Annotated in this window: 21 protein-coding genes; 4 read left to right on the top strand and 17 right to left on the bottom strand. The window is 63.4% G+C overall.

Going from position 1 to position 23,197, the window contains the following annotated elements:
* Window positions 1-34: 34 nt before the first annotated feature.
* The gene (locus tag B0G83_RS05705; protein WP_105506395.1) at window positions 35-922 is read right to left on the bottom strand and encodes a crotonase/enoyl-CoA hydratase family protein; all 888 of its coding nucleotides are present in this window, start codon (window positions 920-922) and stop codon (window positions 35-37) included.
* A gap of 473 nt (window positions 923-1,395) precedes the next feature.
* On the bottom strand, window positions 1,396-2,859 hold the full coding sequence (locus tag B0G83_RS05700; protein WP_105506394.1) for a M20 family metallopeptidase: 1,464 nt from the start codon (window positions 2,857-2,859) through the stop codon (window positions 1,396-1,398).
* Window positions 2,860-3,062: 203 nt separating this feature from the next.
* Between B0G83_RS05700 and B0G83_RS05695 the strand changes: the two genes are divergently transcribed.
* Window positions 3,063-3,374 carry a superinfection immunity protein gene (locus tag B0G83_RS05695; RefSeq protein WP_035557882.1) on the top strand — a complete coding sequence of 104 codons (312 nt, stop codon included), beginning with the start codon at window positions 3,063-3,065 and terminating at the stop codon, window positions 3,372-3,374.
* Window positions 3,375-3,421: 47 nt separating this feature from the next.
* On the opposite strand, the gene B0G83_RS05690 is transcribed toward B0G83_RS05695, so the two are convergent.
* The 5 genes from B0G83_RS05690 to B0G83_RS05670 form a co-directional block, all read right to left on the bottom strand.
* Window positions 3,422-3,694, bottom strand: coding sequence for a YodC family protein (locus tag B0G83_RS05690; RefSeq protein WP_105506393.1), 273 nt, complete (start codon window positions 3,692-3,694; stop codon window positions 3,422-3,424).
* A 490-nt stretch (window positions 3,695-4,184) separates the two neighbouring features.
* Window positions 4,185-5,663 (bottom strand): MFS transporter, encoded by a 1,479-nt coding sequence (locus tag B0G83_RS05685; protein ID WP_105506392.1) that lies wholly within the window; start codon window positions 5,661-5,663, stop codon window positions 4,185-4,187.
* A gap of 32 nt (window positions 5,664-5,695) precedes the next feature.
* A complete protein-coding gene (locus tag B0G83_RS05680; protein ID WP_105506391.1) occupies window positions 5,696-6,334 on the bottom strand; it encodes a TetR/AcrR family transcriptional regulator in 639 nt (212 codons plus the stop codon).
* A gap of 91 nt (window positions 6,335-6,425) precedes the next feature.
* The gene (locus B0G83_RS05675; protein WP_105506605.1) at window positions 6,426-7,274 is read right to left on the bottom strand and encodes an oxaloacetate decarboxylase; all 849 of its coding nucleotides are present in this window, start codon (window positions 7,272-7,274) and stop codon (window positions 6,426-6,428) included.
* Window positions 7,275-7,463: 189 nt separating this feature from the next.
* Window positions 7,464-7,889 (bottom strand): OsmC family protein, encoded by a 426-nt coding sequence (locus B0G83_RS05670; RefSeq protein WP_105506390.1) that lies wholly within the window; start codon window positions 7,887-7,889, stop codon window positions 7,464-7,466.
* A 249-nt stretch (window positions 7,890-8,138) separates the two neighbouring features.
* Between B0G83_RS05670 and B0G83_RS05665 the strand changes: the two genes are divergently transcribed.
* Window positions 8,139-8,447 carry a DUF4148 domain-containing protein gene (locus B0G83_RS05665; protein WP_105506389.1) on the top strand — a complete coding sequence of 103 codons (309 nt, stop codon included), beginning with the start codon at window positions 8,139-8,141 and terminating at the stop codon, window positions 8,445-8,447.
* Window positions 8,448-8,593: 146 nt separating this feature from the next.
* Here the strand turns inward: B0G83_RS05665 and B0G83_RS05660 are convergent, their stop codons facing one another.
* The 6 genes from B0G83_RS05660 to gltA all read right to left on the bottom strand — a co-directional run bounded on the left by B0G83_RS05660 (window position 8,594) and on the right by gltA (window position 16,619).
* Window positions 8,594-9,148 (bottom strand): carboxymuconolactone decarboxylase family protein, encoded by a 555-nt coding sequence (locus B0G83_RS05660; RefSeq protein WP_105506604.1) that lies wholly within the window; start codon window positions 9,146-9,148, stop codon window positions 8,594-8,596.
* A gap of 58 nt (window positions 9,149-9,206) precedes the next feature.
* Complete coding sequence (locus B0G83_RS05655; protein WP_105506388.1) at window positions 9,207-10,535, bottom strand: aspartate aminotransferase family protein; 1,329 nt, start codon at window positions 10,533-10,535, stop codon at window positions 9,207-9,209.
* Window positions 10,536-10,601: 66 nt separating this feature from the next.
* The gene (locus tag B0G83_RS05650; RefSeq protein ID WP_105506387.1) at window positions 10,602-11,675 is read right to left on the bottom strand and encodes a C45 family peptidase; all 1,074 of its coding nucleotides are present in this window, start codon (window positions 11,673-11,675) and stop codon (window positions 10,602-10,604) included.
* Between the two features lie 123 nt (window positions 11,676-11,798).
* Window positions 11,799-12,653, bottom strand: coding sequence for a MurR/RpiR family transcriptional regulator (locus B0G83_RS05645; protein WP_105506386.1), 855 nt, complete (start codon window positions 12,651-12,653; stop codon window positions 11,799-11,801).
* Between the two features lie 98 nt (window positions 12,654-12,751).
* Window positions 12,752-15,025 (bottom strand): amylo-alpha-1,6-glucosidase, encoded by a 2,274-nt coding sequence (locus B0G83_RS05640; protein ID WP_105506385.1) that lies wholly within the window; start codon window positions 15,023-15,025, stop codon window positions 12,752-12,754.
* A 295-nt stretch (window positions 15,026-15,320) separates the two neighbouring features.
* A complete protein-coding gene (gltA, locus tag B0G83_RS05635; protein WP_105506384.1) occupies window positions 15,321-16,619 on the bottom strand; it encodes a citrate synthase in 1,299 nt (432 codons plus the stop codon).
* 421 nt (window positions 16,620-17,040) lie between these two features.
* Between gltA and B0G83_RS05630 the strand changes: the two genes are divergently transcribed.
* Window positions 17,041-17,442 carry a hypothetical protein gene (locus B0G83_RS05630; RefSeq protein WP_105506383.1) on the top strand — a complete coding sequence of 134 codons (402 nt, stop codon included), beginning with the start codon at window positions 17,041-17,043 and terminating at the stop codon, window positions 17,440-17,442.
* Between the two features lie 28 nt (window positions 17,443-17,470).
* Here the strand turns inward: B0G83_RS05630 and B0G83_RS05625 are convergent, their stop codons facing one another.
* The 3 genes from B0G83_RS05625 to B0G83_RS05615 all read right to left on the bottom strand — a co-directional run bounded on the left by B0G83_RS05625 (window position 17,471) and on the right by B0G83_RS05615 (window position 20,468).
* Entirely contained in the window at window positions 17,471-18,328 is an 858-nt protein-coding gene (locus B0G83_RS05625; protein WP_374954886.1) for an alpha/beta fold hydrolase, read from the bottom strand.
* A 236-nt stretch (window positions 18,329-18,564) separates the two neighbouring features.
* Window positions 18,565-19,617, bottom strand: coding sequence for a rod shape-determining protein (locus B0G83_RS05620; protein WP_105506381.1), 1,053 nt, complete (start codon window positions 19,615-19,617; stop codon window positions 18,565-18,567).
* A 191-nt stretch (window positions 19,618-19,808) separates the two neighbouring features.
* Window positions 19,809-20,468 (bottom strand): alpha/beta hydrolase, encoded by a 660-nt coding sequence (locus B0G83_RS05615; RefSeq protein ID WP_105506380.1) that lies wholly within the window; start codon window positions 20,466-20,468, stop codon window positions 19,809-19,811.
* A 273-nt stretch (window positions 20,469-20,741) separates the two neighbouring features.
* Between B0G83_RS05615 and B0G83_RS05610 the strand changes: the two genes are divergently transcribed.
* Entirely contained in the window at window positions 20,742-22,325 is a 1,584-nt protein-coding gene (locus tag B0G83_RS05610; RefSeq protein WP_105506603.1) for a DHA2 family efflux MFS transporter permease subunit, read from the top strand.
* A 29-nt stretch (window positions 22,326-22,354) separates the two neighbouring features.
* Here the strand turns inward: B0G83_RS05610 and B0G83_RS05605 are convergent, their stop codons facing one another.
* Entirely contained in the window at window positions 22,355-23,110 is a 756-nt protein-coding gene (locus tag B0G83_RS05605) for an AraC family transcriptional regulator (protein WP_105506379.1), read from the bottom strand.
* Between the last annotated feature and the right edge of the window lie 87 nt (window positions 23,111-23,197).

Below are 23,197 nucleotides of genomic sequence, written 5' to 3'. Positions count from 1 at the left end.
CGCTGCGGTTCGAGGCGTGTGAATCAGCCGCAATTCAAGCGAAGCTCGCCGCGCTGGAAGCCGCCTGACGCATGTTGGACGTGCGGCGGTTCTGCAGCGTCACCAGCCGCTCCATGAAGGCGAGGTCCTTCTCCTCGATCGTGAAGGCGGCGTCCACCCAGTCCTCGGTAATTTCCATCAGCTCGGCACGCGACAATTGCAGCACGCGCTGGCGCGCTCGCAGCATCGCGCGGATGCCGTTCATCTTCGGCTTGAGCGTATCGATGAACGTGCGCGTGGCCAGATAGGCGTCCCCCGGTTCGAACAGCTGATCGACCAGCCCCTTGCCGTAGTGCCATTCCGCCGTATGCGATTCCCCCACGCCGATCAGTTCCTCGGCGAGCCGCATGCCGGCCTTGCGCGCCACCAGCGAATACCCGCCCATGCCCGGGAACAGATTGAACGCGATCTCCGGGAAGCCCATGCGCGCGTCGTTCTGCGCCAGCAGGAAGTGGTGCGCCAGCGCCGCCTCGAAGCCCCCGCCGAGCGCCGTGCCCTCCACCATCGCGATCGAAATCGCGCCCGTGTCGAAGCCGCGCGCCGCCGCATGCACGCAATCCACACACGCGCGCGCGTAGGCCATCAGCGCCTGCCGCTTGCCCGCTCGAATCGTTTCGGCGAAGAAATCGAGATCGCCGCCGACGTTGTACATGGTCGGAATCAACGACCCGGTCACCCAGAAATCGATCTGGAGTCCCGAGTCTCGCGCCGCCTGCGCGAGCCCCAGAATGTCATGCACCAGATCGAGGTTGAAACAGGGACGCGGTTGCGCTCGCAACATCATCCACATGATGTTGCGGCCTTCTTCATAGTAAGCGGAGATTTGCGACAGGTTGCCGGCTTCGATGAACGGCCGGCAGGCGTGGTGGCTATGCAGATTCATTTTGAACGGTCCTTTAAGGTTAAACACTGGTAATGCAATGCGAGCCTAAAGCAGACCGGAATGGGATGGGAGCGGGGTAACCAACAGAAGAATGCAAGCGCTTATCGAAGCCACGCCGGACAGCGCTCCGGCAGCGGGTGGCCACCTATTCGCGCGATGCCGTGGACGCAAACGCTTGCGCACCGAAGATGGGCGACATTAGCCCAAAAATGCGCATGTCGCCGCGCGCAAACAGCGGCCGGCGTAAATGCGAATTTTTTGCCGAAATGGAATGAAAAGGAAATAACGCGCGATTAGGCAACGCAATCGAAAATAGGGATTGCGAATGTTTATTTTTTTGAATTGTGGTCTGGCAGACGGAATATCTAATTTGCATAACGCCGGCCCTTGCCGGCGCTATGCGAGTCGTGCCGGTCGGGTCTGACCGAGCGGCACGAACTCATGGACTGACGAACTTACGGATTCACGAACGCTCAAGGCGCGGCGGCGATCACATCGGCCACGGCGGCGGTCAGCTTCTTGCCGTAAGGCACATGCAGGAACTCGTTCGGTCCGTGCGCGTTAGACTTCGGCCCGAGCACGCCGCACACCATGAACTGCGACTTCGGGAAGCCCGCCTTCAGCACGTTCATCAACGGAATCGTGCCGCCCTGCCCCATGTAGGCGACGTCCGCGCCGTAGTGTTGACGCGAGGCGTCGTTGAGCGCGGTGGCGAGCCACGGTGCCAGATCGGGCGCGCTCCAGCCGCTGGCCGCGCCCGCGTCCGGTTTGAACGTGACCTTCGCGTTGTACGGCGGGTCGACTTCGAGCAGCGCCTTCAGTTCGGCGACGGCCTTCTCCGCTTCGATCATCGGCGGCAGACGCAGCGACAGCTTGAACGCCGTGCGCGGACGCAGCACGTTGCCGGCGTCCGCGAGCGCGGGCATGCCCGCCGCGCCCGTTACCGACAGCGACGGACGCCATGTGGAATTGAGCAGCGCTTCCTGCGGATTGGTGGTGGTGGGCAGCACCTGGCGGCCGTTCTCACCGCACGCCCATGGCAGTTTTTTCCAGACGTCGTCACCGAGAATTTTGGCGGTCGCTTCCGCTTCGCGCAGACGGTCGGCCGGAATCTGAACGTGAAAACCCTTCGGCAATAGCGTGCCGTTCGCGGAGTCTTCGAGACGGTCGAACAGTTGCCGCATGATGCGGAAACTCGACGGTGCAATGCCGCCGTAACCGCCTGAGTGAATGCCTTCGTCGAGCACCTGCACTTCGAGATCGCCGGCCACCAGACCGCGCAGCGACGTGGTGAGCCACAGTTGATCGTAGTTGCCCGCGCCCGAATCGAGACACACCACGAGCCCGACCTTGCCGAGCCGCTCACGCAAGACGTCGACGTACGGCAGCAGATCGTAGCTTCCCGACTCCTCGCAGGTCTCGATCAGACCGACGCAACGCGGACGCTCGATACCTTGCGCGTCCAGCGCGGCGAGCGCGGTGATGCTGGCGTAGATCGCGTAGCCGTCGTCGGCGCCGCCGCGGCCATAGAGCTTGTCGTTCTCGAGCTTCGGCGTCCACGGTCCGAGGTCGTTGCGCCAGCCGTCGAACTCGGGCTGCTTGTCGAGATGGCCGTACAGCACGATGGTTTCCTCGCTGCCGGAACGGGTCGCGGCCGTTTCGAAAAAGATCACCGGCGTGCGGCCCGGCAAGCGGATCACTTCGAGTTTCAGACCGCGCACGGGTTGCTGTTCGGCCCATCGCGCGGCGTCGGTGATCACGCGCTCCAGGTAGCCGTTCTTGACCCACTCGGGATCGAACGCCGGGCTCTTGGCCGGAATCGCGATGTAGTCCGTCAACGCCGGCACGATCTCGTCGTTCCATTTACGGTCGACGAATTCGCGTAGCGTGTCGTGGTTGATGCGTTGGGTCTGCTGGGTCGTATCGTCGGAGATCATGATGGCGTCCGTATCGGATCTGGTCGGTCGAAACGAACATGATAGTCCTGATGCCCGATGCGCTGAAGCCCTCGCCGCTTGGCCCGGCTCCGGCGCCTTGCGGCGACCCGCCGCCCGACGCGGAAAATCGTTTCGCATGAGCACTGCGCAAAAGAAACAATCGCGCGACAATCGTGGTTTACGTTGCTTTGAGGAGTGCCCCCATGGCGGGCAATGTCATCGTTCAGGCTGTGGCCGCCGTGCTCGCATTGGCGCTGTATTTTCTGCCGGCCATTCTGGCGGACCGCCGCAAGCGTCACGACGTGCTGACGCTGGCGCTGTTCAACGCGTGCCTTGGTTGGACCGGTTTCGGCTGGCTGCTTGCGCTCTACTGGTCATTGCAACCGAACCCGCCGAAGAACGTCGCCGGCGAGGTGGTCGAGACACGCAAGATCGTGCGGATGAAGGCTTTTTCGACCGCGTTGCTGGTGCGCGTTCAACGACGCGCAACCGCACGGGATAGTTTGAAGAAGTAAGGCCGAAGAGTCGGCGAAGCCGACTCCGCTCGCCTCGCCGCCTGCGCTCAGGCCGCCCGGCGCCCCACCCGCCACTGCACGGACCCGGCGGGAATGGAGCGCGGCTCGGCGCGTACGCTGGCCGGCGCGAACATCTCGCGGCGCAATTCGCCGTGTTCGTCGAACCACTCGCAGATCAGCCAGTCACCGGGATTGAGCGCCACCGGTCCCGCATAAGTGACCGTCATGCGCGAGCCGCCGTTCTTCAACGTCACGACGTCGCCCACGTTGAAGCTGGCGGCTGGCGGCATTTGCAGTGCGTCAATGGTGGCGGTCAGCATATTCAATCCCCTGGAACTGTTGAGCGGCATTTAAGTCATTGCACCGGACTTTTCGACGTTGGAACTTCTGAGGGATGACTCTAAAAGTGAAGCCAGATTAACAATTGAATTTAATCCCGGCAAGCGCTTTTTATTGACATCGTTTTCAGCGGAGCTGCAATAGGTTTGGCATAGCGGGCTAGCGCACAAAAAGCAGGGAAAACCCTTCAAGGCCACGCCAGGCATGCCACCCATGTGGCACCGCACGATCGCAAGAGTTACGGCCTTCCACTCGCTTTGCCAGTAGAAAATGCGAGTTGTATTTCCTCATATTTAATACAGTTACGTGCCGATATCAGGGTTTATTATGATCCCTGTCAAACGCGGCAAACGGAATTACCTATGAATCACACGCTCACCGGCAAATAAGTTATGCCTGATATTACGCTTTGGTGAAAGCGCATAATAATTTCGGGAGACCTTGCTGAAAACGATTACCGGGGCACGATTTTCAAACCGGCTGTGCCGCGAGACGCAGCGCATGCTGCTGATGCCGCACCAGCAGCACGCTCAAGCCGATGCAGATAAACATCAGTAGCGCATTGATCGCGAGGCTGAACTGAAAGCCATGCGCGTAGGCGGTGGGCGTCGAATGCCCGCCGATCACGCCGAAGAACGCGCCGCTGATCGCCGCCGTGCCGAACGCCGAGCCGATCTGCAAGGTCGACGACACCACGCCCGACGCAAGCCCGGCCTTCTCCGGCGCGACCTCCAGCAGCACGATGCGCACGATCGACGGCAGCAGCAAGCCATGGCCGATCCCCGCGCACACCAGCCCCAGATAGAACAGCAGATCCGGCGACACCGAGTGCGCGGAGGCCCAACCGGTGATCGTGAAGCCGACCGTCATCATCGCGAAGCCGAGCGTCAGCACATGACTGCCGATCCGCTTGACCACCATCGGCGACGTCAACGGCCCCGCCACGAAACCCAGCGCGAACGGCATGATCGCCATGCCGGAAGCGAGCGGCGTCCAGTGCAGACCCGTCTGCAGGAAAATCCCGTAGGTCAGGAAAAACGCGCTGTTGCAGTAGAACAGGAACGCGAGCACCAGGCCCAGTGCGAAGGCCGGATTGCGGAACAGTTGCAGATCCACCAGCGGATAGCCGCCGCCGCGCTCGACCCGTCGCTCGGTCGTTACGAACAGCGCGAACACCGGCACGGCGAGCGCGAACATGACGAAGGTCCACACCGGCCAGCCGGCTTCGCGGCCATGCGTCATCGGGTAAATCACCAGCAGCAGTACGGCGGAGAGCAGCGCCACGCCCTTCAGGTCGATGCCCGCGCGGGTGGCCGGCTGGTTTTCCGGCACAAACTTCCACGTGCCGATGAACGCCACGATGCCGATCGGAATGTTGATCAGAAAAATGATGCGCCAGTCGAGTCCGAACGGATGATAGGTAATCAGCGCGCCGCCGCCCAACTGTCCGACGATCGACGACAGCCCGAACATGAAGCCATACAGGCTCATCACCTTGGTCTGCCGATGCAACGGCACCATCGCGCGCACCGTCGCAAGCACCTGCGGCGCCATCACCGCGGCGGCGATCCCCTGCACGATCCGCGAGATCACCAGCATATGACCGCTGGTGGCGAAGCCGCACAACGCGGAAGCGATCACGAAGGCCGCCATGCCCGCCATGAACATGCGACGGCGGCCGTATAGATCGCCGAGCCGTCCCCCCGTAATCAGCAGCACCGCATAGGACGACGCGTACGCGGACACCACCAGTTGCAACTGCGCGTTCGTGGCGTTCAGCCCGGAATGAATCGACGGCAGCGCGAGATTGACGATGAAGTAGTCGAGCGGCGCGAGAAACGCGCCGACGAACAGCACGGCGAGCGCCAGCCCCTGCCGTTCACCGCGCGGCGCGGTGTGCTTCGAGCTTGAGCCTGCCGCCGTAGCGGACTTGATTGAATCGCTATTCATGACCGATCGTTCAAAAATTAGGCAAAAAAAATTCAGCCGAGCGCGCGCATGGCGACGTCCACGATTTTTATCAGCGCGTCTTCCTGATGAGCGACGCGGCCCATCACGCGCAAACCCTGCATGATGCAGAGCAGGAAATCGCCGACGGCTTTTTCGTCGAGCGTGGCGTTGAATGCGCCGCTTGCCTGCCCGCGAATCACCGACGCCGCGAGCAAGGTCGCCATGCGCCGCTGAATCGCCGCGACGCGGGTGCGCAGTTCCTCGTCGCCCGGTTGCATTTCGAGCGTGGTGTTGGTGATGAAGCAACTACGCTCGCCGGTCAGTGCGCAGGCCACCCGCGCGTAATGCAGCAGCGCGTTGCGCAGCGCTTCTTCCGCCGGGACCGGCGCGTTCAGCCGCTCGGCGAGCCGCGCGACCGAGCCTTCCGCGTAGTGATCCAGCGCGGCCAGCATGATGCCGTGCTTGTCGCCGAATACGCCGTACAGGCTGCCGCGCAACAGGCCGGTTGCCTTGCACAGGTCGTCGATCGAAGTGGCGTGGTAGCCGTGGTTCCAGAAGACCTGGCTCGCGCTCGCCAATACCGTGTTGGTATCGAACTCGCGCGGCCGGCCTCGCGGACACCCCGCACCTGCTTTCTTCGCCGATTGATGGGGAGAGCCGGGTTGCTTCATGGAATGGATATTATGACTACCCGTTCAAGAAAGCAAGGTCGAGTTGTCGTGAGTTTTTGCGGGTTTTCGTAGAAACAGGCTGGCACGACGCTCAGCCCGGCTTGCCCCACTTCTGATCCGCCGCCGTGAACAACTGATTCATCTCGTTGCCGCTGGCCGCTTGTTTCGTGAAATCGAACGTGCCGTGCTCCCGCATCTCTTGTGCCGCGCGCTGGAACGCGCCCAACGCCGCGCGCGCCAGCGATCCGCCCACGCTCACGCGACGCACGCCCAGCGAGCGCAATTCGTCGAAGCCGAGCACGACGCCTTGCAGGCCCATCAGCACGTTGACCGGACGATCCAGCGCGCCGACCACGGCCGCGATTTCGTCGCGCGTCTTCAGACCGGGCGCGTACAGCACGTCCGCGCCGGCGTCCTGATACGCCTGCAAACGGCGGATCGTATCGTCCAGATCGGGACGGCCGACCAGGTAATTCTCGGCGCGCGCCGTCAGCGTGAACGGAAACGGCAACGCGCGAGCGGCTTCGACGGCGGCGCGCACGCGCTCCACGGCGGCTTCGAATGGATAGATCGGGGCGTCGCCGCGGCCGGTCGAATCTTCGATCGAACCGCCGACCACCCCGGCGGCTGCCGCCTGGCGAATTGTCTCCGCGCAATCTTCGGGGGCGTCGCCGAAACCATTTTCCAGATCGGCGCTGACGGGTAAATCGGTCGCGCCGGCGATCTCGGCGAGGTGCAGCATCATCTGCGCGCGGCCGATCGCGTTATCCGGCAGGCCGCGCGTGAACGCGTAGCCGGCGCTGCTGGTGGCGAGCGCCTTGAAGCCCGCCAGTGCGAGCAGTCGCGCGGTGCCGATGTCGTACGGATTGGGGATGATGAAGGCTTCGCCAGCGGCGTGATACGACTGGAATTGCCGTGCTTTGTCGGATTGCGTTGTCATTGACGGTTCCATGGAAGACCGCCGGCCCGGCAGCTTGCCGCGGCGCAGCGGTGAATCGTTGAGGAGACTTGCCGACCACGAGAAAAATCCGGCGGCGGATTCTGCCCGCGCACCGGCTTGCCCCATTATGACAGCGGGGTTGAAGGCGGCAACTGGCGATGCGGCCTGAGTTGCTGCCCGGCTTGCGGCTCAGGTTTCGAGCTTCGCGTCCAGCGTGATGGTGGCGTTCAGGACCTTGGAAACCGGGCAACCTGCCTTGGCATCCGCCGTGGCTTTGTCGAAAGCGGCCTTGTCGCCGCCGGGAATCTTCACCGCCACATCGAGATGCACGGCGGTGATCGAGAAACCGCCGCCGTCTTTGTCCAGCGTGACGGTGGCGGTGGTGCCGATCCGTTCGGGCGTGATGCCGGCCTTGCCCAGTTCCGCCGATAGCGCCATCGAGAAACACCCCGCATGCGCAGCCGCGATCAGCTCTTCCGGATTGGTGCCGATTCCGTCCGCGAAACGGGTCGCAAATGAGTACTGGGTCTCCTTGAGGACGCCGCTGTCGGTGGAAATCGTGCCCTTACCGTCTTGCAGGCCGCCTTGCCAGACTGCCGATGCTTTGCGTTTCATTGCCTTCTCCTCTATGTACCCTCTCGGGCGGGAACGAACTTCATGATAGGCGCTTCCGTGTGCCGGTGTCGTGACGGTGCCGCGAATTCCCCAGCACGGAACCCACGCCGCAAACCATATCAATATCGGTAACAATCTTTCTTCAGAAAGCGGCTTTTTCACAGACCTCGCAAGAAATAGACTGATTTCAACGGATCGGGACAGAGCATTCCACCCGGTCTCTCCAACAATCGAATTCCGGAGGTCATCATGAAATCGCTTATTTCCGCCGTGGTCGTTGCATCCGCTCTCATTGTTCCGGCCGTGTCGTTTGCGCAGCAGACGAATGGCCCGGTAACGCGCGCCCAGGTTCGCGCCGAACTGGTTGCCGCGCAGCAAGCCGGGTTGCTGAACCAGAACGACACCACCTATCCGAAGACCGTGCCGCAAAACGCGGTCCCGGTCGCGGTCGCCGAGCAAGGTTCGCAGGATGTGGGTGGCACGAGCGCCGGGTCGTCGGCAGCGGGTGCGCCGACGTCGGTGCAACAACGGTTGTTCTCGACGTATCGCGGGCAGTAAGCAGGTCGCCACTCAGGTAGCGGCAACGAAGGGGTCTGCTTGTCGCAGTCGCTGTAAAAAAGCGCAGAGGTAGCGAAGTTAATTCGCCACCTCTGCGCTTTTTGTTTGCTACGGAAAGACTGGAGCGCGCGTTGTGTAAAACGCCCTTACTCGTCGAACGGCAAACTCTCCTGACCGAGCGCTCGCATATCGAACACGTTCAACGTCATCGCCACCAACGCGTAGTAGCCGAGCAAACCGACCAGGTTGATCACCACCTGATGCCCGAAACGGCCAACCGCGTTCGCATAGGTCGCGTCCGACACGCGTTTCGTGTCGTACAACTCGCTCGCGAAATCGTGGATCAGCGCGTCGTCGGCATCCGCGAAATCGGGACGACGCCCTTGGCGGATCGTCTCGGCATCCGCGGCCGGCACGCCCGCTTGCAACGCGATCGGATAGTGGATATACCACTCCGCCTGCGCCTGCCAGCGCGCGGCGGTCACCAGAATCGCCAGTTCCGACAGGCGCAGCGGCAAACCCGTCCGGTAGCGGCAGAACGCACCCAGGCGCTGCGCCTGCTGCGCCAGTTCGGGACTATGAATCCAGCCGAGAAACGGCCCATTCAGATTGCCGCGTGGGCCGGACAGAATCTCGTCCAGCACGGCTTTCTGGTCGGGGGTGGCGTCGGACAGGTCGAAGTGAGGCAAACGCTCGGTCATCATCGGTCTCGCAGGTCGCGTGGCGTGGTTGCAAAAGTGAATGGGAAGTCGCTCGGCATCACACCGCGGCCAATGCGCCGCCAATCGCATCGCTCAACCGACTGACGATCTCGTCGATGTCGCGCGCCGTGCAGATGAACGGCGGCGCCAGCAGCACATGATCGCCGATCTTGCCGTCGACCGTGCCGCCCATCGGATACACCATCAAGCCGCGCGCGAACGCTTCGCGCCGGACCGCCGCGTGCAGTTTCACGCTCGCATCGAACGGCGTTTTGCTCGCGCGGTCCCGGACCAGTTCGACGCCGACGAACAGCCCGCGGCCACGCACATCGCCGATATGCGGATGCTGCGCGTAGTGCTCGCGCAAGCGACCGCGCAATTGTTCGCCGCGCGCCAGCACGTTCGGCAGCAGTTGCTCGTCGGCGATCACGCGCTGTACTTCGAGCGCGGCGGCGCAGGCGGTCGCGTGGCCGATATAAGTGTGCCCGTGCTGAAAAAAGCCCGAGCCGCCGACGATCGTCTGATAGACCCGATCGCTCACGAGTGTCGCGCCGATCGGCTGATACCCCGCGCCGAGACCTTTGGCGATAGTCAGCAAATCGGGCGCCACGCCGTCTTCCTCGCACGCGTACAGATAGCCGGTGCGGCCCATGCCCGACATGATCTCGTCGAGAATCAGCAGCACGCCGTAGCGATCGCACACCGCGCGAATCTTGCGGAAATATTCGCGCACCGGCGGCACCGCGCCGGCCGTTGCGCCTACCACCGTTTCCGCGACGAACGCAGCCACCGACTCCGCGCCGAGTTCGAGGATCTTCTGCTCGAGTTCATCGGCGAGACGCTGCGCGAAGGCCTCTTCGGTTTCGTCGGCGCGCTGCTCGCGATAGGCGTAACACGGGCTGACGTGATGCGCCTCGATCAGGATCGGCAGAAACGGCTCGCGACGCCATGCGTTACCGCCAATCGCCAGCGCGCCCAGCGTATTGCCGTGATAACTCTGCCGACGCGCGATGAAATGCCGGCGCTGCGGTTCGCCCTTCTCGACGAAATACTGGCGCGCCAGTTTCAGTGCGGCCTCGATCGCCTCCGAGCCGCCCGACACGAAGTACACGTGTTCGAGCCCGGCCGGCGCGCTCGCAACCAGACGGTCGGCAAGCTCCTCGGCGGCCTCGGTTGTGAAGAACGACGTGTGCGCGTACGGCAATTGTTGCGACTGCCGTTTGATCGCGTCGATCACGCGCTGGTTGCTATGACCGAGACACGACACGGCGGCGCCGCCGGAGGCGTCGATATAGCGTTTGCCGGTGGAATCGATGATTTCGATGCCGTCGCCCGCGACGGCGACCGGCAGCGACTGCTTCGGCGAACGATGAAAGACGGTGGACATGGTGGTCGGTTTCCTTCCTGGGTAAAGACAGCGGCGGATAGCGGTGGATGCGGTGGATGCAGTGGCTTAAGCGCCGGCGGAATCGGACGCCACGCGGGCGATGAAGGTATCGAACGTGCACTGCCCTTGCTGATAGACCTTCATCCACACGCCGCCGTCGCCGATCTCGAAGAGTGCGGTGGCGAGGGTATTTTCGTCGTCGGGATCGAGCGGATCGTCGCGATAGATCGGTAAGCCGGACGGCGCGCGATCGTGCAGGACGTCGAGCAACGCCGCGGCTTGCATCGGCTGGCTCGACGCGGGTAACAACGCCTCCACGCGCCGCTGCCGGTCGCGTGAAGAATTGGTGACGATCTGCGCTTCGGCTTCGCAGCCCGGATGAATCAGATGGTTCGCGTGGCCGGCGAGATTCGTCACTGGCTGCACCGAACAGCGCCGCGCGCTCGCTTCGACGCTGAAGAGACGTTGGTCGACGTCGCCGGCACAGCCGAGCGTGTGATGAAACCCGCTCGCTCTCGGCGCATCGTGCAATAGCGCCAGCGCGTCGTCGAGCGAGCCCTTATCGAGCACGGCACGCGCGAGGATCATGCGCGGCACACCGACCGCCGGTTCGCGAATGCGGAGATTGTTGATGGCCTGCACGACGCCCGCACGATTGACGGCGAAGGTGTGCCCGGGCAACGAACCGGGATAGTAGAAAGTGACGAAGCCCGGCTTGCTGGTGGGCCGCACGTCGACCAGCAGGCAACGGTCACGCAGAAACGGATCGCCGTCTTCGTTGTGCGCGATGAAGCGCGTGCGCTCCGTCACGGCCGCGAGCGTGGTGCAACCGTCCGGCGCGTTGTGAATCAGCTCGCCGCGACAGTTCCACAGAAACACATCTTCTGCCGCCCAGCCGAGACCCGCTGCCATGCCGTCGAGTTCGTCCAGTAGCGCGGGGCAATGTGCTTGGGCCGCGTCCCGCAACTTTTGCACGAACGCGTTGCCACGCCAGCGGCGCACGTCGCGCCAGGCGCGGCTTTGCTCCATGTAGTCGGCAAATACCGGCCGCGCAAGCTCACCCAACTGGCGGCCGATTTCAAACGGCTCGCCGCCGACCTGAACAATCTTCGTTTCCTGCGTCGATACCACAGCTTCCATCCAATCAACAATCGATACGCATTTATACTTCACAACAACATTTGTTGTCAAACAGCGCGGCCATGATCCACCCGGAGCCACGCTGATCCGGGTGGTTTGCTACTTCAATTCAGACGGACATTTTCAAGGGACGTACGCGCCCTTGGCATGCAACGATTGCTCGGCGACGGCGAGTTGTTCGACTGCGCCGGCGCCTTCCAGCGCCAGCAGATGCGCGACCAGCGACTCGGTAATCGCGGTCGCCGCCACCAGCGACGGAAAGAACGAAGGACTCTCGTGCGAAAAGATCAGCACCTTGTCCGCATTCAACGCGATCGGCGAGACCGCGCTGTCGGTAATGGCGATCAGCTTGCTGCCTTTTTCCTGCGCGGCTTCGGCCACGCGTGCCGCCTCGACCGAATACGGCGCGAAACTGACGACGACGGTCGCACTATCGCGCTCGACCGAGCGCAACTGCATTTCCAATGTACCCGCCTCACCGTTGATCAGCGACACGGACGGCCGGAACAGCCGGTACTCGTAAACGAACCCGAAAGCCACCGCGTAACAGGAGCGGAATCCGGCCACATGCACGTGCGGCGCGCGCCGCAACAGGCGCGCTGCCTCGACAATCGCGCGGCCGTTATGCGCGGCGGTAACCGCGAGATTGTGCTGTTGCGCGGCAAGCAGATCGATGGCCAGCGCGTCTTTCGATTTGACCAGCGAGCGGGCGCGGCTGGTCAGCGCTTCAGGCCGCGTGCGCACGCGCGCGACGAACAGGTTGCGCAATTCGTTCCAGCCGGGGAAACCGAGTTGCTGCGACAGGCGCACCAGCGAAGCGGGTTGCACCTGCGCGCGCTCGGCCACTTTGCGCATGGACGAAACTGCGACCTCGTCGGGATGATCGAGCAGGAAACCCGCTCCCATCTGGAACTGCGGACTCAGTTCGGAGAAGCGCGCCCTGATCAGGGCGGCGAGCTGGTCGAAACTGTCTGGCATGCGGATGTACCGGGCGAACGGCCGATGAGGATGACAACAAATGTTACCACCCGGCACATCGCATCCAACATTAGTGACAACACGGTTTTACCGCCGATTTACAGCAGCGCCACCACCCGCACGTCACCCTGCTCGGCCGACGCAACCACCTTCTCGCCAATGCGGCGGAACGTGATCGATACCGACGAATCGCCGACCCGCAGATCGCCGACTTCGAGCCAGTCGATGCCTTCGGGCAGCATGGGCTGTTCGATCAGCACTTCGCGGCGTTCGGCGTCGATCGTAATGCCGAGACAGGCTTCGAGCATCATGAACGGCGAGCCGGCTGCCCAGGCTTGCGGCAGACACGCGACCGGATACGCGGTAGGCGGTTCGCCGCGCCGGCGCGGAAAGCCGCAGAACAGCTCGGGCAAACGCATGTCGAAATTGACTGCCGCCTGGAACAGCGCCTGCAGCAGCCGGACGGCCGCCGCTTTGCCGCCGTAGCGCGACAGGCCGCGCGCGCACAACGCGTTGTCGTGCGGCCAGACCGAGCCGTTGTGATACGCCATCGGGTTGAAGCGCGCCTGGCTCGCGGCCAGCGTGCGCACGCCCCAGCCGGTGTGGAACAGCGTGGAGTCGAGCGCGCGCACCACTGCTTCGCCGCGCTCGCGCGCGGGCAGACCGAAGGCCAGCAAATGGCCCGCGTTCGACGCCATCACGCGGCACAGTTCGCCGTGACCGTCGAGCGCGATGCCGTAGAAGCCGGACTCTTCCATCCAGTACTTTTCTTCCACGCACTGACGGATTTTCTTCGCGCGTTCGCTGTACTGCGTGGCCGGTTCGTGCAGGCCACGCAGCTTCGCGAAGTGCGCCATCGTGTCGAACGCGGCACTCGCGTAGGCTTGCACTTCGACGAGCGCAATCGGCCCGTCGGGGAAGCGGCCGTCGGCATGAAACACCGAGTCGTGGCTGTCTTTCCAACCCTGATTCGCGAGACCGCCGTCCGACTCGCGCTGATAGTCGAGCAAGCCGAAACGGTTTTTGTCGCACACGCCCGCGACCCACTGCGCGGCGCGCTCCAGCGCCGGCCACAACTCGTCGATCAATGCGAGGTCGCCCGTGCGCGCCGCGTAGGCACCGGCCAGCACGATGAATAGCGGCGTGGTGTCGACGCCGCCGTAGTACAACGCGAACGGCACCTCGCCGGTGGCGGCCATTTCGCCCTTGCGCATTTCGTGCATGATCTTGCCGGGCGCGGCGTCGCGGAATGGCGAGTTTTCACGCGCCTGATGCTCGGCGAGAAAACGCAGCACGCCCGCCGCCAGTTGCGGCTGCAACCACAGCGTTTGCAGCGACGTGATGACGGCGTCGCGGCCGAACGGCGTGGAGAACCACGGAATACCGGCGTACGGATACGGACCGGTGGCGAGATCCGTGGTCAGCAGACCGAGGTCGGCCAGCGAACGGTCGATCCACGCGTTGAACAGCGGGTTGCTCGAACGCACGCGCGCGGTCACGCGACGGCGTTCGCGCATCACGAGGTGGGCGTCGACCAGCGCGGCACGCACCGCGGCGCGGCCAACGCGCGGGCGCTCCGCGTCGATTTGCGAGAGGTGCGCTTCGCTCAGCGGATGCGTGGGCTGCGAGACTTCGGCAGCAGGCTTGCCCGCTTGCGGCACGACCTGCACCGCCACCGACAGATAAATCGACACACAGGCCTGCGCCGGCAGCTTGACGGTGTAATCGGCGCGGTCGGCGAACAGCTTGTCCGGTTCCGGCGAGAACGCGATCTGCACATTGCGCGCCACGTCGTCGAGCCCCAGATAGCCAAGCAGCACCTCGCGATTTTCGATGCGCGCGGGTTCGATGCGGCCTTGTTTGTCGCGCTTCAGGCCGCGCACTTCGAACATGTCGCGGAAGTCGCTGGCGAACGAAATGGACAGCGGCACGATGGCGTCGCTGGTGCCGTAATTGGTGAGTTCGATCGCTTCGTTGAGCACGGTGCCCGACAGCACCCGCACGCGCTCGACGTGGATCACGCCCTCCGGTGTGCTGTCGCCGCCGAGCGGCGGCAGCGGACGATTGGTCAGATGCGCGGTGAACGACGTGTTGTCGCTGCTGACGCTGCCCGACAACAGCGACGGCGCGCGGCCGCCGAAGGTCAGCCGCAGTTGCGACAGCACCCGTGTGTCGTTGACGAACAGCCCGTCGTCGTGACCCGTGATATCGCCGAGCGGATCGTTGACGATAAAGGTGTCGCCGGATTTCAGCACGTGCTGGGCGGCGCTTGCGACGTTGAGATTTTCCGTCGGGATGAATGCGCCGTCCGGCTCGGGTTCGTGATGATCGATTCCGCCCGAAAGGCCGCCGAGGGCTTCTGGCTGCTGCATCAGAGTCACTCCTATGGGTTCGCTTGCGCGTTCAGTGTCACATCCGGTAGCTGCTGGGACCAGCCCGGCCGCTTCCGATTGTAGAGGGTCTGCCCGCGTCAGACGAACTTATCACCATGGAGTTTCCGATTTTTTTACGTGGCATGGGACGTGCAGGCTTGTCGCGGCGGTCGGGTCGACGCAACGCCGGCGGCGGCCATAAAAAAAGGCGCGATCGCTCGCGCCTTTCATCGACTCACTTCGTGTGAACGGAAGTGAATTGTTTCAGCCAATCGTCATGCCCCACACGATTGCTTTACCTTTGTGCCAGCGGCTTCGCCGCGCGTTGCGTTTCGCCCACGAACAGCTGACGCGGACGGCCAATCTTCTGCTCCGGATCGGCGATCATTTCGTTCCACTGGGCAATCCAGCCGACCGTACGCGCCATCGCGAAGATACAGGTGAACATCGCGGTCGGAATACCCAGCGCGCGCTGCACGATACCCGAGTAGAAGTCGACATTGGGGTACAGCTTGCGCGACACGAAGTAGTCGTCTTCCAGCGCGATCTTTTCCAGCGCCATGGCCAGCTTGAACAGCGGGTCGTCGTGCAGACCGAGTTCTTCCAGCACTTCGTGGCAGGTTTCGCGCATCAGCTTGGCGCGCGGATCGTAGTTCTTGTAGACGCGGTGACCGAAACCCATCAGCTTCACGCCGGAGTCCTTGTCCTTCACCTTCGCGATGAACTCGGGAATGTTGTCGACCGAGCCGATTTCTTCCAGCATGTTCAGCGTGGCTTCGTTCGCGCCGCCGTGCGCCGGGCCCCACAAACACGCAATACCGGCCGCGATACACGCGAACGGATTCGCACCCGACGAACCGGCCAGACGCACGGTCGAGGTCGACGCGTTCTGTTCGTGGTCCGCATGCAGGATCAGGATACGGTCGAGCGCGCGCACCAGCACGTCGTTGACTTCGTACTCTTCGGCCGGATTGGCGAACATCATGCGCATGAAATTCGCGCTGTACGACAGCTCGTTCTTCGGATAAACGAACGGCTGACCGACGGTGTACTTGTACGCCATCGCCACCAGCGTGGGCAGCTTCGCGATCATGCGGATCGCGGAAATGTCACGGTGCTGCGGATTATTGATGTCGAGCGAGTCGTGATAGAACGCCGACAGCGCGCCGACCGCCGCCACCAGAATCGCCATCGGGTGCGCATCGCGACGGAAGCCGCGAAAGAAGAAATGCATCTGGTCATGCACCATCGTGTGCTGCGTGACGGTCTCGACGAACTCTTCCTTCTGCTGCGCGTTGGGCAATTCGCCTTTCAGCAGCAAATAGCAGGTTTCGAGGAAGTCGGCGTTTTGCGCCAGATTGTCGATCGGATAACCGCGATACAGCAGCTCGCCCTTATCACCGTCGATATACGTGATTTCCGAATTGCAGGCCGCCGTCGACATGAAGCCCGGGTCATACGTGAACTTGCCGGTCTGGCCGTAAAGCTTGCGAATGTCGATCACGTCGGGCCCGAGCGAGCCTTGATAGATCGGCAGATCGATAGTCTGGTCGCTGTCGGAAAAGCTCAGCGTTGCGTGTGTCTTCGAGTTCATCTACACGTTCCTTTTACTGTCACATCGCACACGTGCCGGCATGCCCTGGGGTCATGGCGTGCTATGACCGGGTTGGCATGCTCAGGCTCCGCTTCGCATTCTAAGGTCCAGAGAGGCCTTCATTGCGACGATTGGCCGCAACAATCCATCTCGACTGGCGCAACATTCGTTGCCGCGAGCAACGCTGTAAACGCACGCCGGCAGGCTGCGCGCGGACGCGTCGTGCAACTATTTACAAGCGCCACCGAAATGAAAGCTAGCGCACTCACTGCAACAATGTTTTGCGGCAGTCGGGCTGCACGGGCGGAATCCATCTGCGATACTGGTCTCGTGTTTTTGCTTCCCCTGCAAACACATGCTGTCTTTGGCCCGCCGGTTGACGGCGGGCCTTTTTAATCGGCCAGAACAAAGGAAGGACCCGATGAACGCCTCTCTCGAAACGCTGTTTCCGGACCATGTCCACAACGAAGACAACATCGTCACTGCACTGAATCATCAGGACATCGTCGTCGCGTTGTCAGCAGCGCTGAAGACGCAAGACGTGGCGGTACTGCATATGCTTTACCCGCGCACCGACGCACGCACCCATCGCAGCCTCGACGCGCTCGTCGACGTCTTGCACGGCCACGGCCTGCACGAAGTCGCGAAACTGATCGCGCAGGAAGCGCACTATCTGCTGTTCAAGGATCCGGTGAAAGCGTGGAAAGCGTTCCACGAAATCCGCAACGACTCGCTCGCGATCGGTGTGCATCTGTACTACCACGGCCTCGTCGGCGAAGCAGCGGAACTCGCGCTCGACAAAGACGCGCATCGCAAGGCCTGAGTCGTTGCGAGCCAGACGCTCGGCGCCCTCAAGCGGCGTTGATCGCGCCGATAAACTCGTGCACATAGCGATTGAACGCCGACGGATGCGCCAGGTTCATTCCGTGCGACGCGCCGCGCACCGTCTCGCGGCGCGCGTCCGGCAACCATTCCAGTAGCGCGTCCGCGGCCCGGCGGAACATCAGCGGGCTCTTTTCGCCGTCGATCAGCAAGACCGGGCAGCGAATTTCAGCGGCTTCCTCGGGTACATAGGCCGGCAACGGATCGCGGAATTGACGCGCCAGCGTGTGCGCATTATCGGTCGCCATTTGCCGGAAACCCGGCGTGCTCATCGCCCAGAAACCCGGCCGACTCACCGAGTCGACGAACAGTTGCAAGCCGGCTTCCACCTCTCCCGTCTCGATCAATTGCGCGGCTTTGGCGCGTAACGCGTTGACCGTTTCCGGCAAGCTCGCGGGCGGACGCCCGGCAATCTGCAGCGGACCGCCCGGATCGGCCAGTGTCAACGTGCGCACTCGCTCGGCGTGACGTCGCGCGAAATGGTAGGCCACGCAGCCGCCGCGCGAATGCCCCACCACGTGCGCCGGCCCCATACCGAAACGTTCGATGAATTCCGCGACTTCGTCCGCATGTTCGCTCCAGCTGAACGGCAGACCGGGCTCGGTATCGGTCACCGGCCAGTAATGCGTGAGACTCACCGCGACGCAGCGGTAGTGCTTCGACAGTCCCGCGAGTTGCGGTTGCCAGTAACGGAGATCGCACAACGATCCATGCACGAACAGCAGCAATTCGCCTTCGCCGGCTTCGACGTAAGGCATGCGCAGACCGCTCTGGAGTTCGACAAAGGAAGGCGACGACGGGGACGAAGCGGAAACAGATTGATTCACGGGTGGTTCACGGACAGCGCGGCGAAACGCAGATTCAGCGTTGCCGGCTTGAAATTGAATTGAAAGAAAAGGCGAGTCCGCGTCCCTCCAATTGGGACGCGTGGCGTATTGTCACACAGCCACTCGAACTGCGTGACAGGCGTTCATAGCCAATGCAGAAGCGCCGCCCTAAGCGGCGGGTCGGGATTGCACCATTGCCGAGCGCAAAAGCATGATGCGGGCGCCCCCGCGTCGGTTCATTCGTACGCGAGTTCGTCGAGCAAACCGGCGCTCGCCGCCGCGCCCGCGCCACGTACCGCGCAGGTCAACGGTTCGTCGGCGACGCGCACCTCGAGTCCGATTTCATTCGTCAGGCGGCGGCTCAGATTGGCCAGCAGCGCGCCACCGCCGGTCAGCACGATGCCGTTGTTCGCAATGTCGGTCACCAGTTCGGCCGGCGCCTGTTCGAGGCCGCGCTTCACCGCGCCGATCACCTGGCGCAGCGGGCCTTCGATCGCATCGGCGATATCGTGGTTGCTCAACTGGACCGTGCGCGGCAAACCATCGTCGACGCTGCGGCCGGTCGCGTTCATGTGCTCGGCCGGCACGTCGCGCACCGCCGAACCGATACTCTTCTTGACGTGCTCCGCGGTCTGCTCGCCGAGCAGCACGCCGTACAGATTGCGCACATAACTGATGATGGCCATGTCGAAGCTGTCGCCGCCGACGCGAATCGAGCCGTTGTACGCCATGCCGCCGAGTGCGATGACACCGACTTCGGTGGTCCCGCCGCCGATATCCACCACCATCGAACCGGTCGCCTCCGACACCGGCAAGCCCGCGCCGACCGCCGACGCCAGCGATTCGCCAATCAGACTCACCTTCCACGCACCTGCCGCGACCGCCGCTTCCTTGATCGCGCGACGTTCGACCTGGGTCGCGCCGGCCGGCACGCACAACGTGAACGCGGCGCGCCGGCTGAACAGCGGCCGTGGCCGCGCCATGTCGACGAATTGACGAATCATGTGTTCGGCGGCGGAGAAATTGGCGATCACGCCGTGCCGCATCGGCCGTACTGCTTCGAGATTGCGCGGCGCGCGGCCGAGCAGTTGACGCGCCTGGGTGCCCACCGCGGCGACGCGTTTCGGCCCGGAGGCCGGCTCTTTCTCGAAGCAGACAACGGACGGCTGGTTCAGCACGATGCCGCCGTCGTCGGTATAGATCAGGGTATTGGCCGTGCCGAGGTCCACCGCCACGGCGTGACGGAACAGGCGATCGAAAAGCGGGTAATGCGGCGTCGGTTTGGCCATGAGAAGGCTCTGTTGTGTCGTTATCCGCCCATACCGGGCAGTCTGAAAAGTGCGCCCCCGGTCACCCGAGCCGCGTGGCACGCCCAACAGGACGTAACTGCTGTCCGCGCGGCGGGGTGATTTTCATGCTAATGAGCTATTAACGGCAAGCAGATCGAATTCTTTAGGGCCACTTTTCAATCGGGGTCGTGTCAACCGCGCGACAAAGCGCCCAATGCGTGCTCCAGCGCCTCCTGGCCGAGCGCCACGCCGTCGGCGTTGATCGTATGACCGATACCGGGCAACGCGTAGGCGTCGACGTGATAACCGGCGTTGCTGAACGTGTCGGCGGCGTATTCCAGTTCCTGCACAGGGATCACTTCGTCGTCTTCGCCATGGATCAGCGTGAGCGGCGTGCCGTTGTGTACAGCGACCACCGACGCGAGCCGGCCCGAATAGGCGACCACGCCAGCCGCGCCCTCCGCGCTGGTCGCCACGTGATGCATCGCCATGATCGAACCTTGCGAAAAGCCGACCAGCGCAAGCCGGTCGAAAGCCACGCGCCAATGCGCCAGTTCGGCGTCGAGCACGGCGCGCAACGCCGGATAGGCCGCGCTCACGCGCGCTTCGCGGTTGCCTTCGTTGACCTCGCGCAGGCTGAACCATTGGCGGCCGCCGAAGCCGCCGTCGAACGCGTCGGTGCCGTCGAGCGACGTGAACGCCACGTCCGGCAGGCTCTCGCTCCAGATGTCCGCGAGCGGCATCAGGTCGCGCGCGTTGCTGCCGACGCCGTGCAGCAGCACCACCAGCCCTTTGGCGGGCGCGCTCGCCGGTGCGCGTCGCCAGCCGTGTTCGAATTGCTCCCAGGCCATATCTGATCCCTTGTTTCGCTGATGTGTCGTGTTGTCGGGTTCCGCACGCGACGGCCCTGTCCGGCAGCCTGCCGACCGGTGCCCGTGCGGCTTCAGCCGCGAGCATACGCTGCCGGATGGGTTTGCGCCGCCCTGGCTGTGGAGTTCGACGACACCCGGGCGTGATTGCAGGTATGCTTTTGCGAGCATCCGGCCGTCCCGCTGCGGCGCCCGCTGCGAGGGCGTGGCGGGCCATCTGCCGACCCGCCGCAGCATCCCGATCTGGAGAATCCGTTGAGCCAGCCTTCGTCCGCGCCTGCCTCGGCATCGCCACCACCCGCACCACCGCCGCCGCTGCAAGGCGGCAAGTTGGTGCTGGCAACCATCGCCGTCGCGCTCGCCACGTTCATGAACGTGCTCGACACGTCGATCGCGAACGTTGCGATCCCAACTATCTCCGGCAATCTCGGCGTCTCGGTCGACGAAGGCACGTGGGTGATCACCGTGTTCGCCGCAGCCAACGCCGTATCGATTCCACTGACCGGATGGCTCACGCAGCGCATCGGCCAGGTGAAACTGTTCGTCGGCGCGATCCTCTCGTTCGTGCTGGCTTCGTGGTTGTGCGGCATTGCGCCGACGCTGCCTATTCTGCTGCTCGCGCGGATTTTCCAGGGCGCGGTGGCCGGTCCGCTGATTCCGCTGTCGCAAGCCATTCTGCTCGGCTCGTATCCGAAGGAGAAATCCTCCACCGCGCTCGCGCTATGGGCAATGACCGCGACCGTCGGCCCGATCGCGGGCCCGGCGCTCGGCGGCTGGATCACGGACAGCTATAGCTGGTCGTGGATCTTCTATATCAACATTCCGGTCGGCATTTTCGCGGCCGGCGTGACGTGGATGATCTATCGCACCCGTGAGTCGCCCACCCGCAAACCGCCTATCGATGTCGTGGGGCTTGGCCTGCTAATCACCTGGGTCGCGTCGCTGCAGATCATGCTCGACAAGGGCAAGGACCTCGACTGGTTTTCGTCGCCGGTGATCGTGATTCTCGGCATTACCGCGCTGATCAGCTTCGCGTTCTTTCTCGTGTGGGAACTGACCGAGGAGCATCCGATCGTCGACCTGAGGCTATTCCAGCAACGCAATTTTCTTGGCGGCACGATTGCGATTTCGGTCGCGTATGGCGTGTTCTTCGGCAATCTCGTGCTGCTGCCGCAATGGATGCAGGAGTACCTGAACTACCGTTCGGTGGATGCCGGGCTCGTCACCGCACCGCTTGGCATTTTTGCCGTGCTGCTCGCACCTGTCATGGGCCGTGTGCTGCCGCGCTCGGACGCGCGCGTGATCGCCACGCTGGCGTTTGTCGGTTTCGCGATCGTGTTTTACATGCGCTCGAAGTACGTGATCGAAATCGATACGTGGCATCTGGTGCTGCCCACGCTGCTGCAAGGGATTCCGATGGCGCTGTTCTTCGTGCCGCTCACCGCGATCATTCTGTCTGGGCAGCCGCCTAACAAGATTCCGGCCGCGGCGGGTTTGTCGAACTTTGCGCGGGTGTTTTGCGGCGCGGTGGGAACGTCGATCGCGGGTAACGAGTGGAACAACCGCACTGTGCTGCATCATGAACGGCTCACCGAGCAGGCGTCCGTCACCAACCCGCTGTTCAATCAGCAGATCGAGTCGACTCAGTCGCTACTGCATCTGAATACGCAATCGGCGCATGCGCTGTTCGATTTCACCGTCAACACGCAAGCGGCGATGATGGGCCTGAACGATATTTTCTTCGTGTCGGCGGTGATCTTCATTCTGATCATTCCGCTGATCTGGATTACGCGGCCAGCCAAAGGCGGTGGCGGCGCGGATGCGGCGGGCGCGCATTGAGCGTGTGAGTATCGACCTCAGCGTCCGCATCAACCCGCGCGGAAATAACGCGCCGGCGTGTCGCCGAAAACCTCGCGGAACACCGCGATAAAAGACGACACGTCCTGATATCCCACGTCGAGCGCCACTTGCGTGACGCTGGCGCCGCCGCCGAGATGCTCCAGCGCGACCAGCAAACGCAATTGCTGGCGCCACTGGCCAAAGGTCTGCCCCGTTTCCTTGACGAACAGACGCGCCGCCGTGCGTGCGGTCACGCCCGCGCTCGCGGCCAACTCGTCGAGTACCGCCGACTGGGTCGGATCGGCGCTCAACGCGTCGGCAATCTGCTGGATGCGCGGATCGCGCGGCCAGTTCAAACCGAGCGGCGCGGCGGGAACGCGCGCGAGGCGGTCCAGCAGCACCTGCAAAAGGCGTTTGGCGGGTTCGTCGTGGGGTTGGTCGGCGGGCAGTTCGACGGCGGCAGCCAATAGCGCCTCCACCAGCCGATCGGGCGCGAGCGCGCCGCTTTGCGACGGCAGCGGCGCGGCGTCCGTGCCGGCATACAGCGAAACATACCGCACCGGACGGCGGGCGGACAGACGGTGTAGCACGCCGGCCGCCATCCACACCGAGTGGCCGGGCGGCGCCACCCAGCGCCCCGTTTCCGTGCGCACTGTCAGTACGCCCGCGCCGACGTGGATCAGCCGCGCGCGCCGATACGCGCGCCAGGGTTCGTCCAGCGTGTCATGGCGATCGCTGACCACACATGGCGTCGGCTCGACGAGATCGGGATCGAAGGCTTCCATCGGGCGTCCGTTTTGCCCGGTTATGGGCAGAAAGGCAGCAAGATTAGCATAATCGATGCGACGGCCTGCCCCGCGCGTTCGCGCATC

Source organism: Paraburkholderia sp. BL21I4N1 (genome assembly GCF_002973525.1).
Taxonomy (GTDB): Bacteria; Pseudomonadota; Gammaproteobacteria; order Burkholderiales; family Burkholderiaceae; genus Paraburkholderia.
This window is presented reverse-complemented; position numbering and strand designations above follow the sequence as displayed.

Bases quoted from the DNA above. Each gene is read 5' to 3' on its own strand.
- B0G83_RS05660 (WP_105506604.1), bottom strand. From the start codon at position 9,148: ATGACCGAGCGTTTGCCTCACTTCGACCTGTCCGACGCCACCCCCGAC.
- B0G83_RS05675 (WP_105506605.1), bottom strand. From the start codon at position 7,274: ATGACAACGCAATCCGACAAAGCACGGCAATTCCAGTCGTATCACGCC.
- B0G83_RS05650 (WP_105506387.1), bottom strand. From the start codon at position 11,675: ATGGAAGCTGTGGTATCGACGCAGGAAACGAAGATTGTTCAGGTCGGC.
- B0G83_RS05685 (WP_105506392.1), bottom strand. From the start codon at position 5,663: ATGAATAGCGATTCAATCAAGTCCGCTACGGCGGCAGGCTCAAGCTCG.
- B0G83_RS05670 (WP_105506390.1), bottom strand. From the start codon at position 7,889: ATGAAACGCAAAGCATCGGCAGTCTGGCAAGGCGGCCTGCAAGACGGT.
- B0G83_RS05605 (WP_105506379.1), bottom strand. From the start codon at position 23,110: ATGGAAGCCTTCGATCCCGATCTCGTCGAGCCGACGCCATGTGTGGTC.
- B0G83_RS05680 (WP_105506391.1), bottom strand. From the start codon at position 6,334: ATGAAGCAACCCGGCTCTCCCCATCAATCGGCGAAGAAAGCAGGTGCG.
- B0G83_RS05645 (WP_105506386.1), bottom strand. From the start codon at position 12,653: ATGCCAGACAGTTTCGACCAGCTCGCCGCCCTGATCAGGGCGCGCTTC.
- B0G83_RS05620 (WP_105506381.1), bottom strand. From the start codon at position 19,617: ATGGCCAAACCGACGCCGCATTACCCGCTTTTCGATCGCCTGTTCCGT.
- B0G83_RS05695 (WP_035557882.1), top strand. From the start codon at position 3,063: ATGGCGGGCAATGTCATCGTTCAGGCTGTGGCCGCCGTGCTCGCATTG.
- B0G83_RS05655 (WP_105506388.1), bottom strand. From the start codon at position 10,535: ATGTCCACCGTCTTTCATCGTTCGCCGAAGCAGTCGCTGCCGGTCGCC.
- B0G83_RS05640 (WP_105506385.1), bottom strand. From the start codon at position 15,025: ATGCAGCAGCCAGAAGCCCTCGGCGGCCTTTCGGGCGGAATCGATCAT.
- B0G83_RS05615 (WP_105506380.1), bottom strand. From the start codon at position 20,468: ATGGCCTGGGAGCAATTCGAACACGGCTGGCGACGCGCACCGGCGAGC.
- B0G83_RS05630 (WP_105506383.1), top strand. From the start codon at position 17,041: ATGAACGCCTCTCTCGAAACGCTGTTTCCGGACCATGTCCACAACGAA.
- B0G83_RS05700 (WP_105506394.1), bottom strand. From the start codon at position 2,859: ATGATCTCCGACGATACGACCCAGCAGACCCAACGCATCAACCACGAC.
- B0G83_RS05690 (WP_105506393.1), bottom strand. From the start codon at position 3,694: ATGCTGACCGCCACCATTGACGCACTGCAAATGCCGCCAGCCGCCAGC.
- B0G83_RS05665 (WP_105506389.1), top strand. From the start codon at position 8,139: ATGAAATCGCTTATTTCCGCCGTGGTCGTTGCATCCGCTCTCATTGTT.
- B0G83_RS05705 (WP_105506395.1), bottom strand. From the start codon at position 922: ATGAATCTGCATAGCCACCACGCCTGCCGGCCGTTCATCGAAGCCGGC.
- gltA (WP_105506384.1), bottom strand. From the start codon at position 16,619: ATGAACTCGAAGACACACGCAACGCTGAGCTTTTCCGACAGCGACCAG.